This window comes from Burkholderia anthina (assembly GCF_001547525.1).
In the GTDB taxonomy this organism is placed as follows: Bacteria; Pseudomonadota; Gammaproteobacteria; order Burkholderiales; family Burkholderiaceae; genus Burkholderia; species Burkholderia semiarida.
Genome location: NZ_CM003768.1, coordinates 1,538,170 through 1,552,166 on the forward strand (window position 1 = coordinate 1,538,170; position 13,997 = coordinate 1,552,166).

Consider the following 13,997-nt stretch of genomic DNA (forward strand, 5'->3'; position numbering starts at 1 on the left):
TCCTCGATGGCAATCAGGCGCAGCGGCGCGCGTGCCGGGTACGTTGCGTGCCGGCACGGCCGTCGCGTGGCCGGCGACGCTCGCCGCGAAACGCGGAAGTCCGCTGCATCGCGACCATCTGCGCTTCGCGAAACGCGCGGGCACGCCGCACGCGCTGCATTGCTTCGTGCTGGATTGTTCGGCGTCGATGCTGTCGCACGAGCGGCTCGCGCTCGCGAAGGGGCTGATCGTCGCGTATTTCGATCAGGCCGCGCGTGAGCGTGCCGAAACCGCGCTGGTCTGCTTCGGCGGCAACGGCGCCGCGCGGCGCTTCGGCCCGGCCGTGCCGCGCTGGTGGAATGCGCGCTGGCTCGAGCCGGTCGACGGCGGCGGCGGCACGCCGCTGGCGGACGGCATCGCGGCCGCCGCGCAGTTGCTCGCCCGCGCGGCGCGGCGCGAACCGGCCAGGCAGCGCTGGCTGTGGGTGCTGTCCGACGGGCGCACGCGCGAGATGCCGGCCAGACCCGCGGCAGCCGATCACGTCGTGTTCGTCGACTTCGACGATGCGGCCGTGCGGATCGGGCAGGGCCCGCGGCTTGCCGCGGCGTGGGGCGCGCAGTGGGTGACGGCCGACGCGCTTCGCACGGATCTCGCGGGCTGATGGCCGCCCGGCGGTGCGCTATGATCACCGTTTCCGCTTCTGCTCCCTGGAAACTCCCGCCATGCAAGTATTGGTCGATGCCGACGCGTGTCCCGCCGTCATCAAGGACATGCTGTTTCGCGCCGCGCGTCGTGCCGAAATCTGCGTGACGCTGGTCGCGAACCAGTTTCTGCGCACGCCGCCGTCGCCGTTCATCAAGGCCGTGCAGGTGCCGGCCGGCTTCGACGTGGCCGATGCGCGCATCGTCGAGCTGGCGGAAGCCGGCGACCTCGTGATCACCGCCGACATCCCGCTGGCCGCCGCGGTGCTCGAAAAGGGCGCGCATGCGCTCGACCCGCGCGGCAACTGGTTCAGCCGCGAAAACATCGAGGAGCGCCTGTCGACGCGCGCGATGATGGACCAGTTGCGCAGCGCGGGCATCGACACGGGCGGCCCGGCGCCATTCAGCGCACGCGACGGCAAGGCATTCGCATCGCAGCTCGACCGTTTTCTGGCGCGGCACGGCAGGCCGTAACGACACGTCGGCGCCCCCGCCGGGATGCAGGTTTGCGCCGACGCTGCTATCGTGTGGCGCGAACCCCCAGCACAGGAGCGCACGCGTGTCACCGACCCAACTTCTCGTTCCGACGTACACCCAGATGCTCCGCGCGCAGTCCGCGTGGCTCGACAAGGCCGTCGCGCCCCGGCAAGCCGCGGGCGAGGAACCCGACGCGGCGATGACGCTGAGGCTGGCGCCCGACATGTATCCGCTCGCCGCCCAGGTGCGTTTCTCGTGTTTCCAGGCGATGGAGCCGGTCCACCGGCTGCGTGGCGAGCCGCTGCCGGCTGCCTTGCTGGCGCTGCGCGAGGCCGGCTGGAACGCCGATGCGCAACCGGGCTCGCCGGCCGACGCGCAGGCGATCATCGCCGGCACGCTCGCCTTTCTCGGCGAACTCGCGCCCGATGCGCTCGACGGCGGCGCGGCGCTGCCGATCTCGCTCGAGCTGCCGAACGGGACCGCGTTCGACATGACGGGCGAACAGTACGCGCGCGACTGGGCGCTGCCGCAGTTCTACTTTCACGCGATCGCCGCGTACGCGATCCTGCGCCATCACGGCGTCGAGCTCGGCAAGGCCGATTACGTGCCGCACATGCTCGCGTACGTGCGGCCGGGCACGATTCCGCAAGGCTGAGCGGGCCATCCCGGGGCGGCGCGAAGCGACATGACGCGCGCACTGTTCATCTGCAGCCGCAACCGGCTGCGCAGCCCGACGGCCGAAGCGGTATTCGCCGCGTGGCCGGGCATCGAGACCGATTCCGCGTGCCTCGCGCCCGATGCGGACGCGCGGCTCACCGCCGAGCAGCTCGACTGGGCGGACATCGTGTTCGTGATGGAGCGCGCACACAAGGCGCGACTGTCCGCGCAATTCGGCGCGCATCTGAAGCACCGGAAGATCGTCTGCCTCGACATCCCCGACCGCTACGCGTTCATGCAGCCCGAACTCGTCGCGCTGCTCGAACGCAAGGCCGGCCCGTTCCTGCGCGCGTAATCGCCGCGGTCGGTACCCGAGCCCGAGCCGGCGTCGACCTCGGCGAAGCGGCTCGCTCGTGCACTCTGAAAAACAGTCGAGCCGCAGCAGTTCGATGATCTCGCGCGTCGGTACGCTCGCCCGAGCGTGTCGAGCCGGTCGACGGTGAATCACATGCAGCGCGCGATCTCGTTGCTCGCGCACGGCGTCAGGTTCGCCGGCACGTCGGCCAGACCACCAACACGTGACGCAGCTTCGTCAGGCCGCCGAACCGCACCACGTAGTCGAGCGCGAGCCCCTCCAGCCGCGTTTGCTCCGCAAGCTCCCGCTGCGCGGCTTCGAGCGGCGTGTCGAGCGCCGGCCGGCGGCGACGGCATGCAGGCCGCCGCACCGACGTGACCGGCCGTTCGTGACCGTTCCATGCGCCGCGGTCGCGCCCACGGACGACAGTTCACGCGTGCGTGTAGATTCCGCTGCGCGCGGGTTTCGCCCGGCGCGAATGGCGGCGCTTGTCAACGGCACGCCGGTGATGACGCGCCGGCGCGGTGACGTGCCGGCGCGCGGGCGCGGGCCGCGCGGCCGGCCCCGCAGCATGCGGCGCGGCGCCCGGCATCCCCGTTTGTCCCTCGCCGAAGTGGAAAGTCTGGTTCTGCGCGTGCGCGACGCCCAGCGACGACACCAGCACGAGGGCCGCCAGCCACAACCGTTTCATGAATATTTCGCCTTGTATGGATAGGGATGAACGTTGCCCACCAGCTTAGCGAAGCGCAAGGCGCCACCGCAACCGGCGCGCGTTCGGTGTCATCCCCACTTGCACGCGACGGCGTGATCCGGACGGCAAGCGGGTCCATCCGGGCTTGACAACATAATTCGTGAGTGTGAATATAAATTCACGCACAAGAATTATTTATCGAATCCGGACTGGCCGCGCGCAAGCGCCGGCCCACCGGAACCGGCAGTCCGATCGACCGGAACCAGGAGCGAGACGCATGGCGGAACACGAGCAGCAGGGCGCGCTGGCGGGATTGCGCATCATCGATCTGTCGCGGGTGCTGGGCGGCCCGTACGCGACCCAGATCCTCGCCGACCACGGCGCGGAGGTGATCAAGGTCGAACCGCCTTCCGGCGACGAGACGCGCACGTGGGGCCCGCCGTTCGACGGCGACACAGCGTCGTACTTCCTCGGCGTGAACCGCAACAAGCTCGGCATCGCGCTCGACCTGACGCAGCCGGCCGATCGCGAGCGGCTGCTCGGGCTGCTCGAACACGCGGACGCGCTGGTCGAGAACTTCAAGATCGGCACGATGGAGCGCTGGGGGCTCGGTTTCGATGCGCTGCACGCGCGGTTTCCGCGCCTCGTGTATTGCCGCGTGTCGGGTTTCGGCGCGGATGGTCCGCTCGGCGGGCTGCCGGGCTATGACGCGGCGGTACAGGCGCTCGCGGGGCTGATGAGCGTCAACGGCGAAGCCGGCGGCGCACCGTTGCGCGTCGGCGTGCCGATCGTCGATCTCGTCACGGGGCTGAACGCGGCGCTCGGCGTGCTGATGGCGCTGCGCGAGCGCGATGCGAGCGGGCGCGGCCAGTTCGTCGAGTCGACGCTGTTCGACTGCGCGCTGTCGATCCTCCATCCGCATACGTCGAACTTCTTTCATTCGGGCCAGGCGCCCGTGCGCACCGGCAACGCGCATCCGAACATCACGCCGTATGACAGCTTTCCGACGGCGGGCGTCGACATCTTTCTGGCGGTCGGCAACAACGGGCAGTTCGCCGCGCTGTGCGACGTGCTCGGCACGCGCGACTGGCTCGACGATCCGCGCTTCGCGGACAACCGCGCGCGCAGCCGTAACCGCGCCGCGCTGCGCAGGCTGCTCGAAACGGCGCTGGCCGCGCACGACGGCGCGACGCTCGCCGAGCGACTGATGCACCGCGGCGTGCCGTGCGCGCCCGTGCTCGCGCTCGACGCGGCGCTCGCCCATCCGCACGTCGCGCATCGGCGGATGACGGTCGAGCTGGGCCGGCATCGCGGCATCGCGTCGCCGATCAAGCTCGGCCGCACGCCGGCCACGTACCGGCGGCCGCCGCCCGCGCTGAACGAACATGCGGCACAGGTGTTTGCGGATGACAACGGCAACGACGGCAACCGCCGGACCTGACCGGCCTGGCCGCGCGCGCCGGCACACCAACAATTCGGACATCACGCCGGCCCGCGCATCGACACGCACCGACACGCGCACCGGCTGAAGAGGAGACGCATCATGCTCGCATGGATCGGCGCGATCGCCATCGTCGCGCTGTTCGGCCTGATCATCACGAAGCGGCTGTCGCCGCTCGTCGCGCTGATCGTCGTGCCGGTGGCCGCGTCGCTCGCGGCCGGCTTCGGCCTGCAGACCGGCAAGTTCGTCGTGCACGGCGTACAGAACATCGGCCCGATCGCCGGGATGTTCGTTTTTGCGATTCTATTTTTCGGTATCCTCACCGATGCGGGGATGCTCGATCCGATCATCGCCGGCGTGCTGCGCGTGATCGGCTGCCATCCGCCGCGCATCGTGATGGGCTCGGCGCTGCTCGCGCTGCTGATCCATCTCGACGGCTCGGGCGCCGTCACGTTTCTCGTCACGCTGCCCGCGATGATGCCGCTCTATACGCGGCTCGGGATGGATCGCCGCATCCTCGCGTGCGTCGCGTCGATGGCGGCCGGCGTCAATTTCCTGCCGTGGGTCGGGCCGATGCTGCGCGCGTCGGCCGCGCTGCACATTCCCGGCTCGGCGATCTTCACGCCGATGATTCCGGTGCAGATCGTCGGGCTCGTGTTCGTATTCGGCACCGCGTACGTGCTCGGCGTGCGCGAGGCGAAGCGGCTCGGGCTCGACCGCGCCGGCGCGGCCGCGCTCGCGATCGCACCGCGCGAGCTGACCGACGCCGAGCGCGCATTGCGCCGGCCGGGCCGCTTCGGAATCAACGTCGCGCTGACGCTCGTCGTGCTCGTCACGCTGGTGTCGGGCATCGTCGACCCAATGGTGATGTTCATGCTCGGCACGGTCGCCGCGCTCGTGATCAACTATCCGGACGTGCACGCGCAGCGCGAGCGGATCGACGCGCATGCGAAGGCCGCGCTGATGATGGCGAGCGTGCTGCTCGCGGCCGGCGCGTTCACCGGCATCATGTCCGGCACCGGGATGCTGAAGGCGATGGCCGAGGTCGTCGTCGCGCACGTGCCGGTCGAGCATGCGCGCCACATGCCGTTCGTGCTCGGGCTGCTGTCGATGCCGCTCAGCCTGCTGTTCGATCCCGATTCGTTCTACTTCGGCGTGCTGCCGGTGCTCGCGGAGAGCGGCAAGCTGCTCGGCGTGCCACCGATCCAGATGGCGCAGGCCGCGCTGCTCGGCCAGATGACGACGGGTTTTCCGGTGAGCCCGCTCACGCCCGCGACGTTCCTGATCGTCGGCCTGACCGGCGTCGAGCTCGCCGAGCACCAGAAATTCACGATTCCGTTCCTGTTCGCCGCCACCGTGCTGATGGTCTTCGCCGCGGTCGCGACGGGCGTGTTTCCATTGTGAGCGGCGCGGCCGTTCACGCTTGCCGGGAGAGCAGTCCATGCAGTTCGACCTGACCGACGACCAGCGCGCGATCGAAAGCGCGATCGAGAAAATCTGCGAGCGCTTCGGCGACGACTACTGGCTCGAACGCGATCGCGCGGGCGGGTTTCCGGCCGATTTCCACGCGGCGCTCGCCGAGGCCGGCTGGCTCGGCATCGCGATGGATCCGGCCTACGGCGGCGCCGGCCTCGGGATGACCGAGGCGGCGCTGATGATGCGCACGATCAGCGCGTCGGGCGCCGGGCTGTCCGGCGCGTCGGCGGTCCACATGAACATCTTCGGGCTGAATCCGGTGCAGGTGTTCGGCAACGATGCGCAGAAGGCGCGCTTCCTGCCGCCGCTGATCGCCGGGCGCGACAAGGCATGCTTCGCGGTGACCGAACCCGACGCCGGGCTCGACACCACGCACCTGAGCACGCAAGCGCGCCGCGACGGCGATCACTACGTGCTGAGCGGGCGCAAGATCTGGATCTCGACCGCGCAGGTCGCGAACAAGATGCTGATCATCGCGCGCACGACACCGCTCGAGCAGGTCGCGAAACCGACCGACGGGCTGAGCCTGTTCTATACCGACCTCGACCGCTCGCGCGTCGAGGTGCGCGAAATCGAGAAGATGGGCCGCAAGGCGGTCGATTCGAACATGCTGTTCATCGACAATCTGCGCGTGCCGCGCGACGACCTGATCGGCAACGAAGGCGACGGCTTCCGCTATCTGCTGCACGGGCTGAACCCCGAACGGATCCTGATCGCCGCCGAGGCGATCGGGCTCGGGCAAGCCGCGCTGCGCCGCGCGACGCAGTATGCGTGCGAGCGCGTCGTGTTCGGCCGGCCGATCGGGCAGAACCAGTCGATCCAGCATCCGCTCGCGCAGGCATGGATGCAGCTCGAGGCCGCGTGGCTGATGGTGATGAAGGCCGCGACGCGCTACGACGCAGGCCAGTCGTGCGGCGCGGAGGCGAACGCGGCGAAATACCTCGGCGCGGAAGCCGCGTTCCAGGCGTGCCAGACGGCGATCGCGACGCATGGCGGGATGGGGTACGCGAAGGAATACCATGTCGAGCGCTACCTGCGCGAGTGTATGATTCCGAGGCTCGCGCCCGTGAGTCCGCAACTGATCCTGTGCTACATCGCGGAGAAGGTGCTCGGGCTGCCGAAGTCGTACTGACCGTACCGACCCGGCGGCCCGCCCGGCGCGCGGATTCCCGTTCCGAATCAAGCGCTCGTCATGGACGTCAAACTCGTTGCCCGCACGCTCGACCTGTTCGAGCTGTTCGCCGCCGAACGGCGGCCGCTGCCGCTCACCGAACTCGCGCGCCTGCTCAACGTGCCGGCGTCGAGCTGCCTCGCGATGGCGCGCACGCTCGTGAGCCGCGGCTATCTGTACGAAGTGCGCAAGCGCGGCGGCTACTATCCGACGCGGCGCCTGCAGACGGTCGCCGCCGCGATCGACGCGACCGATCCGGTCGTCGACATCGTGCATCCGCACCTCGTCGCGCTGCGCGACGCGAGCCGCGAAACGGCCGTGCTCGGCAAGATCCAGGGCGCGTCGGTCACGTACCTCGACGTCGTCGAATCGGAGCAGGCGATCCGCTATACGCGCCAGCCGGGCGAACTGCGGCCGCTGCATGCGAATTCGATCGGCAAGGCGATCTTCGCGGAACTCGCCGCCGATGCGCAGCAGGCACTCGGCGCGCAACTGCCGTTCGAACGCTTCACCGACGCGACGGTGGGCGACCTGCCGGCGCTCGTCGCGCAGACCGCGCGGTTTCGCGAACTCGGGTGGGCGGAGAACTTCGGCGAAAGCGCGCCCGAACTGTCGGCGATCGCGGTCGCGCTGACGCTCGACGGCGACTGGTACGGGCTGTCGATCGTCGGCCCGACCGAGCGGATCCGCCAGCATCGCGACACGCATGCGGCGCTGCTCGTCGACGCGAAGGCGCGGCTGCTGGCCGAGCACGCGCGCGGGTAGGGCGCCGGCTGCGGGCCGTCGCCGGCGTGCGGTCCTGCCACGCGGGAACGGCCCGCCGCGCGTCACGCGCGAGCGCGCCGCACCGTCACGACTTCACCCACACGCCGCCCGCGCTCGGGTTGTCGCCCTGCGTCCACCATTTCGCGCAATACTTCGCGCCCTGATACGTCACGCACGTGCCGCCCTGGTACGCGGTCGTCGCCGACCACGCAGGCGTGCCGCCGCCGATCGGTTTCCACACGGCGGCCTGGCCGGGCACGTCGCCCTGCGTCCACCACTGCGCCTGATACGTCGTGCCCTGGTAGGTGACCGTCGCGCCGGCCGTATAGACCTGGCCGGCCGCCCACGGTGCGCCCGGCTGCGGCGTGCCGCCGTCCGAGCCGCCGCCGTAGTTCGGGTCCTGCGTGACGCCCGCGCCCCACTTGCCGTCGAGCTTCCTGAAGATCGCCGCGAACGCGTACGGCTGCTGCGCGACGCCCGAGCAGGTCGGCGACGCATACGTGCCGCCGGACGGGCACGCCTGATCGCGGCCGACCGACCAGTTGCCGAAGAAGCCGTAGCCGTTCGCGACCGCCGCGTTCAGCACGGTCTGTGCATTCGCGAGCGTGAAGGTTTCGCCCTGCACGTCGTTCACGCCGATCATCGGCGTGACGCCGACCATCTGCCACAGCTGCGCGTTGGTCTTCGGCTGGCCGGCCGACTTGAACGCCGTGTCGAGCTGCGAATACAGCGCCTGCGCGGCGCTGATCGCCGCGGCGCCCATGTCGATGTTCGCGGGGCCGTAATCCATCGCCATCACGTTGACCGCATCGAACGTGGTCTTGTTCGCGATGGCCGCGTTGACGACGTTCACGCCGTCCTGCGTGAGCCCGGTCGGCATCGTCGGCAGCGTCAGCGTCACGTGCAGCGGCTTGCCCTTCGCCGCGTAGTCGGCCTGCAGTTGCGCGACCGCCTGGAAGTTGCGCGCCACCGCCGCCGTATCCTGCTGCGACGCGCCCTCGATGTCGAAATCGACATGCGTGAGGCCGTACGTATCGATCACCGTCTGGTATGCGGTCTTCAGCGCGGGGACCGTCGAGCACGCCTGCATCAGCGGCGTGCCGTTCGCGCCGCCGAACGACACGGCGACTTCGCCGCCTTTCGCGCGGTAGCTCGCGATCGACGTGGACAGCGCGGTCAGCAGGCCGCCGCTCGCGCCGTTGCCGATCGGCTGCACGCCGCCCCACGACGGCACGCAGCCGTTGCCCGCGACCACGAACGCGAGCGTGAACTGCTGGATGCCCTGGCGTACGCCGATCTGGTCGACCAGCGGTGTCGGATAAAGCGTCACGTCGACATACGGTGCATAGACGCCGGCACCGTGCGACACGCTCGCCATCGCGAGCAGACAACCCGCGGCAAACGCACGCGGAACGAAACGCGGCAACACATTGTTGTTCATTCTGTGTTCTCCAAGTGGAAGAGGGATACGCTGGCCTGCGTATCGCCGCCGGCGGGCAACGCAGGTGTCCCACCGGCGGCGTGCCTATCTTGGAGGATTCGCGTCGAATAGGGAATTTAGGTGTTCTTCTTTTCGTTATTCGATTCCCAATACGTAACGAACTTGCCGATTCGATCGCGTTTCGAAACGCGAGGCGGGCACTTTTTCCGGTCAATCGTGCGACGGCGTGCGCATGGACCGGTTCCAGCGAACCCGCGACGCGCCGGCATGCCGATCGCCGGCGCGCGTGCATGCGCATTCACGCGAGCGTCGCCGGGGATGCGGTACGCGCCACGCCGCGCGCAGCCGCGTTCACCGATACCAGCGCGGCGTATAGACCCATTCGCGCGCGTTGCCGATCGCGAAACGCCGTGTCGTCGACGAGCCGACGATCACCATCGTGCGCATGTCGACCTGCTCGCCGCGCAGCGCGCCGAGCGTCGTCGTCGAGAGCGTCGCGCCCGGCCGGCCGATGTCGCGGCCGAGCACGACCACCGTATCGGCCGCGCGATGCGCGCGCACGATATCGAGCGCACGGTCGAGCTGCCACGGCCGCGCGCGCGAGATCGGGTTGTAGAACGCCATCACGAGATCGGCTTGCGCCGCGTGCCGCAGGCGCGTCTCGATCACGTCCCACGGCTTCAGGTTGTCCGACAGCGAGATCGCGCAGAAATCGTGGCCGAGCGGCGCGCCGGCCTGCGCGGCCGTCGCGAGCGACGCGGAGATGCCGGGCTCCACGCGCAGGTCGACCGCGGCCCATTGCGGGTTGCATGCTTCGTCGAGCGCTTCGAGCACGGCCGCGGCCATCGCGAACACGCCGGGGTCGCCCGACGACACGACCGCGACGCGGCGGCCCTCGGCCGCCAGTTCGAACGCATGGCGCGCGCGCTGCATTTCCTCGCGATTGTCGGTGCCGTGCACGCGCTGGTCCGCCCGAAACGGGCCGGCCATGTTCACGTAGGTCGTGTAGCCCAGGATGTCGGTCGCGTCCGCGAGCGCCGCGCGCGCGGCCGGCGTGAGCCATGCGGCGCCGCCCGGGCCGAGGCCGAGCACCGTCAGGCGGCCGCGTGCGCGGCCGAGCGTGGCCGGATCGACCGGCTGCGATGCGACCGCGCACGCGAGACCGTTCGATGCGTCACGCAGCGTATGCGCGACGCGCAATGCGCGGCCGAGCAGCGTGGCGGCGTCGGCGGGCGCGTCGCGATCGCCATCGCTAGCGACGAAACGCAGCGGCACGTCGAGCGTGCTCGCCGCTTCTTCCAGCGCGGCGTCGCCGATCGCCGAGGCCGGCGCGACGATGGCCGCGAGCGCCAGCCGCGCGAGGTCCTGCGCGTCGAGCGCGGCTGCGATGCGCACGGCTAGCGCTTCGTCGGCATGCACGGCATCCGCCGCCACGCCGACCACCACGCTGCGCGGATGAATCACGAGTTCGTCGCGCGCGCCGCGCCACGCATCGGGCGTCACGCGAATCGCATGCGCGGCCGCGGCATCGCGCGGCAACGCGACCTCGTCGAGCCACGGCGCGGCGCCGTCGATGCGCGTCGACGCGCCCGCGAGCAGGTCGGACACGAAGCGCTTGCCTTGCGCGAGGTCGGCGAGCGCGTAGCCTTCCGGCGGATTGAGTACGCATGCGCCGAAGCGCAGTTCGCCGCTCGTCGTGATCGCCGGCGCGACGCCGACGCATGCGGCGATTTCACGCGCGATCGCGTTGACACCCGTCAGCCCGCCGAGCAGCGGCACGACGGCCGAGCCGTCCTCCGCGACCGCGAGCACCGGCGGCTCGACGCCCTTGTCGGCGAGCGCGGGTGCGAGGCAGCGGATCACGATGCCGGCCGCGCACAGCGCGACGATCGGCAAGCCGCGTGCATAGAGTTCGCGCAGGTGCGCGCCGAGTTCGTCGAACGACACGTCGGCGTCGACGCGCGCGGCAAGCCCGTGCACGCGGGCGCCCGGGTAACGCGCCTGGATCCGCCGTGCGGTATCGAGCGCGCCCGCGCCGAGAATCACGATCGCGGGCGGCGTCGTCATCCTTGCCATTTTTCCCCCGGCACGACGAGCAGCGAGAAATACGGCGACGCCATCGGATCGACCTCGTCGAGCGGCACGATGCGCTGGTTCGCCATCGTCGCGCGCTCGACGTACAGCGCGCGCTTCGCGAGCCCGAGTTCGTCGAGCACGCGCCGCACCTTGTCAAAATTGCGGCCGAGCTTCATCACGACGGCCGCGTCGGCCCGCGCGAGCCGCTCGCGCAGTTCGTGCTCGGGCAGCACGCCCGACAGCACCGACAGGCTCTGGTTGCGATAGACGAGCGGCTGGCCGAGCACGGCCGTGCCACCGAGCATCGCGCACACGCCGGGGATCACCTCGGTGTCGTAGCGCGGCGCGAGGCGGTCGTGCAGATACATGTACGAGCCGTAGAAGAACGGATCGCCTTCGCAGATCACCGCGACGTCGCGGCCCGCATCGAGGTGCGCGGCGACGATGTCGGCCGCGGTGTCGTAGAAATCGGCGATCACCGTCTCGTAGCACAGTGGCGGCGGCAGCGCCTCGGTCGTCACCGGGTAGACGAGCGGCAGTTGCGTCTGCCCGTCGAGCAGGTGCGCCTCGACGATGCCGTACGCGTTGCCTTTCTTGCCTTTCGCGACGAAATACGCGACCACGGGCGCCGCCTGCAGCACGCGCAGCGCCTTGATCGTCATCAGTTCGGGGTCGCCCGGGCCGACACCGACCCCGAACAGCCGTCCGCGCGCCGTCGTCATTCGACCTCCGTTGCAAGCGCATTGACTGCGGCGGCGGCCATCGCGCTGCCGCCGCGCCGGCCGAGCAGCGCGACGTACGGCACGCCGCGGCTGTCGGCGTCGAGCATCGCCTTCGATTCGGCCGCGCCGATGAAACCGACCGGGAAGCCGAGGATCAGCGCGGGGCGCGGCGCGCCGGCGTCGATCATGTCGAGCAGATGAAACAGCGCGGTCGGCGCATTGCCGATCACGACGACGCTGCCCGCGAGATGCGGGCGCCACAGTTCGAGCGCCGCGGCCGAACGCGTGTTGCCCAGTTGCCGCGCGAGATCGGGCACCTCCGGCTCGCCGAGCGTGCAGATCACGCGATTGGCCGCGGGCAGCCGTGCGCGCGTGATGCCTTCGGCGACCATCCTCGCGTCGCACAGGATCGGCGCGCCGGCCGCGAGCGCGGTACGGCCGGCCGTGCCGGCGCCGGCGGAAAAACGCAGGTCGTACACGATGTCGACCATCCCGCACGCATGGATCACGCGCACCGCGAGTTTCTCGAGATCGGGCGGGATCTGCGACAGGTCGGCCTCGGCGCGGATCGTCGCGAACGACTGGCGGTAGATTTCCTGCCCGTCGCGAATGTAGTCAAGCATCGGTGGTGTCCTGGGTGTGCCGCGCGTCCATGAGTCGGACCGCGGCCTGGTCAATCGTCAGATGGCGCGCGAGCGGGGCGCCGAGGCCCGCGGCCGCGTCGCGCCGGTAAAGGTCGTAGTGCGCGGGCGCCACCGCGACGAGCGTATGCGCGGCGGGGTGCGGCAGCGCGCAGTGGCGTTCGCAACCGGTCAGATGCACGTCGAGCGGATGGCCGAGACGCGCGGCGAGCGCGCGCGCGTCGTGTTTCGTGTCGGCGTGCGCTTTCGCGCAGCCGGCGCTGCCGGCGCACGCGACGAGCGCCGCCAGCGGTTCGGACGACGCGCACACGAGGCCGAGCGACGCGAGTGCTTCGCGCATCGCAGCCGCACGCGCGTTCGGCACGCCGTGCATGAACACGCCTTGCCACGGCGTCATCGACAGCGTGCCGTCGCCGTCGGCTTCGGCCAGCGCGGCGAGCCGTTCCAGTTGCGCCGCGTCGAGCCGCCCGAGCGCGAATTGCGCGCCGATGCTGCAGCGCGCCGCGTCGCGCGACGGGCGCGCGCCGAAACGCAACGCGGGGTCGGTGCGCGTGCGCCGCCAGTCGGCAAGCGCCGGATCGGCCGCGAGCGGGAAGGGCAGGTCGTGCTGAGCGCGTTCGAGCAGCGTGCGTTCGTCGCACGTCTCCAGCAACGCGCGCATCCGCGTGACCTCGGCCGGCGCGAGATCGAGGAACGCGCGCAGCAGCGCGCGAACCAGCGCGACGGCCTGATCGGGCGATACGTCGACCGAAGCCGGCCGGTCGCCGCGCGCAACCGGCGGACAGCCGGCCAGCCCCGCCGCGACACGCATCGCGCCGTCGCCGCGACGCCACGCCGCCAGCCAGATGTCGTGCGGATGATCGAGCGCCGCGACCGTTTCGCCGCCGTCGAGCTGGATCGAGAATTTCGGCGACAGTTCGCCGCGACGCGGCTCGCTCGCCAGCATGTCGAGCAGCGACTCGGCGAGCGCGCGGCTATCGACGAGCGCGGCCGGGTCGTGCCCGGCGAGCGGGCTCACCATCACGTTGCGGACGTCGTCGCTCGCCGCGAGCGCGGCTGCATCGAAGGTGGCGTTGTCGGCGCTTGCGCGGGGGCCGAGCCCCGCGTCGAGCAGCGCGTGCGCCAGCGCATCGGCCGCGCCGTCGCGAATGCCGCGCAGCTGGAGATTCGCGCGATTGGTCGCGTCGATCGCACCGGAGCCGTACAGGCGCGCGGCGGCGGCGATCGCGCGCGCCTGGCGCGCGTCGAGCCGGCCGCCCGGCAGCTTGATCCGGCACAGCCCGCCGTCGGCAGCCGCGACCACGCGCACGAGCCCCGGGCAGGCCGACGGGCGCACGGCGGGCGACGCAGGAATCGAATCGGGAGCGGAATTCAACGAGATACCGGGACAGTGTGGCGCCGCGG

The 13,997-nt window shown here is 70.5% G+C and carries 14 protein-coding genes and 1 pseudogene; 8 read left to right on the forward strand and 7 right to left on the reverse strand.

The window, feature by feature from the left end:
• Positions 1-31: 31 nt before the first annotated feature.
• The 4 genes from WS64_RS07055 (at position 32) to WS64_RS07070 (ending at position 2,169) form a co-directional block, all read left to right on the forward strand.
• The gene (locus WS64_RS07055; RefSeq protein WP_060318526.1) at positions 32-640 is read left to right on the forward strand and encodes a vWA domain-containing protein; all 609 of its coding nucleotides are present in this window, start codon (positions 32-34) and stop codon (positions 638-640) included.
• 61 nt (positions 641-701) lie between these two features.
• Positions 702-1,154 (forward strand): YaiI/YqxD family protein, encoded by a 453-nt coding sequence (locus tag WS64_RS07060; RefSeq protein ID WP_060966096.1) that lies wholly within the window; start codon positions 702-704, stop codon positions 1,152-1,154.
• Between the two features lie 85 nt (positions 1,155-1,239).
• Complete coding sequence (locus WS64_RS07065; protein WP_060966097.1) at positions 1,240-1,812, forward strand: DUF1993 domain-containing protein; 573 nt, start codon at positions 1,240-1,242, stop codon at positions 1,810-1,812.
• A 30-nt stretch (positions 1,813-1,842) separates the two neighbouring features.
• Positions 1,843-2,169, forward strand: coding sequence for a low molecular weight protein tyrosine phosphatase family protein (locus WS64_RS07070; RefSeq protein ID WP_060966098.1), 327 nt, complete (start codon positions 1,843-1,845; stop codon positions 2,167-2,169).
• Positions 2,170-2,211: 42 nt separating this feature from the next.
• Here the strand turns inward: WS64_RS07070 and WS64_RS07075 are convergent.
• Together WS64_RS07075 and WS64_RS07080 are read right to left on the reverse strand one after the other, a co-directional pair.
• Positions 2,212-2,500 (reverse strand): annotated as a pseudogene (locus WS64_RS07075) (NUDIX domain-containing protein); the annotation flags it as partial.
• 99 nt (positions 2,501-2,599) lie between these two features.
• Positions 2,600-2,860: a hypothetical protein gene (locus WS64_RS07080; RefSeq protein WP_060966099.1), complete on the reverse strand. Its 261-nt coding sequence runs from the start codon at positions 2,858-2,860 to the stop codon at positions 2,600-2,602.
• A 277-nt stretch (positions 2,861-3,137) separates the two neighbouring features.
• Between WS64_RS07080 and WS64_RS07085 the strand changes: the two genes are divergently transcribed.
• The 4 genes from WS64_RS07085 (at position 3,138) to WS64_RS07100 (ending at position 7,713) form a co-directional block, all read left to right on the forward strand.
• Positions 3,138-4,301, forward strand: coding sequence for a CaiB/BaiF CoA transferase family protein (locus WS64_RS07085; protein WP_060966100.1), 1,164 nt, complete (start codon positions 3,138-3,140; stop codon positions 4,299-4,301).
• 102 nt (positions 4,302-4,403) lie between these two features.
• Complete coding sequence (locus WS64_RS07090; protein ID WP_059584070.1) at positions 4,404-5,705, forward strand: CitMHS family transporter; 1,302 nt, start codon at positions 4,404-4,406, stop codon at positions 5,703-5,705.
• A gap of 37 nt (positions 5,706-5,742) precedes the next feature.
• Positions 5,743-6,909 (forward strand): acyl-CoA dehydrogenase family protein, encoded by a 1,167-nt coding sequence (locus WS64_RS07095; RefSeq protein ID WP_060966101.1) that lies wholly within the window; start codon positions 5,743-5,745, stop codon positions 6,907-6,909.
• Positions 6,910-6,969: 60 nt separating this feature from the next.
• Positions 6,970-7,713, forward strand: coding sequence for an IclR family transcriptional regulator (locus WS64_RS07100; protein ID WP_060966102.1), 744 nt, complete (start codon positions 6,970-6,972; stop codon positions 7,711-7,713).
• 85 nt (positions 7,714-7,798) lie between these two features.
• Here the strand turns inward: WS64_RS07100 and WS64_RS07105 are convergent, their stop codons facing one another.
• From WS64_RS07105 to cobG, 5 genes are all read right to left on the reverse strand, one after another.
• Positions 7,799-9,154 (reverse strand): chitinase, encoded by a 1,356-nt coding sequence (locus WS64_RS07105; protein ID WP_060966103.1) that lies wholly within the window; start codon positions 9,152-9,154, stop codon positions 7,799-7,801.
• Between the two features lie 351 nt (positions 9,155-9,505).
• Positions 9,506-11,221, reverse strand: a complete 1,716-nt coding sequence (gene cobJ / locus WS64_RS07110; protein WP_060966104.1) for a precorrin-3B C(17)-methyltransferase — start codon at positions 11,219-11,221, stop codon at positions 9,506-9,508.
• A complete protein-coding gene (locus WS64_RS07115; RefSeq protein WP_060318548.1) occupies positions 11,218-11,952 on the reverse strand; it encodes a precorrin-2 C(20)-methyltransferase in 735 nt (244 codons plus the stop codon). Before WS64_RS07115 ends, cobJ begins: the two co-directional genes overlap by 4 nt.
• Positions 11,949-12,575: a precorrin-8X methylmutase gene (locus WS64_RS07120; RefSeq protein ID WP_059584056.1), complete on the reverse strand. Its 627-nt coding sequence runs from the start codon at positions 12,573-12,575 to the stop codon at positions 11,949-11,951. Before WS64_RS07120 ends, WS64_RS07115 begins: the two co-directional genes overlap by 4 nt.
• Entirely contained in the window at positions 12,568-13,968 is a 1,401-nt protein-coding gene (cobG, locus tag WS64_RS07125; RefSeq protein WP_060966105.1) for a precorrin-3B synthase, read from the reverse strand. The genes WS64_RS07120 and cobG overlap by 8 nt, the downstream gene beginning before the upstream one ends.
• Between the last annotated feature and the right edge of the window lie 29 nt (positions 13,969-13,997).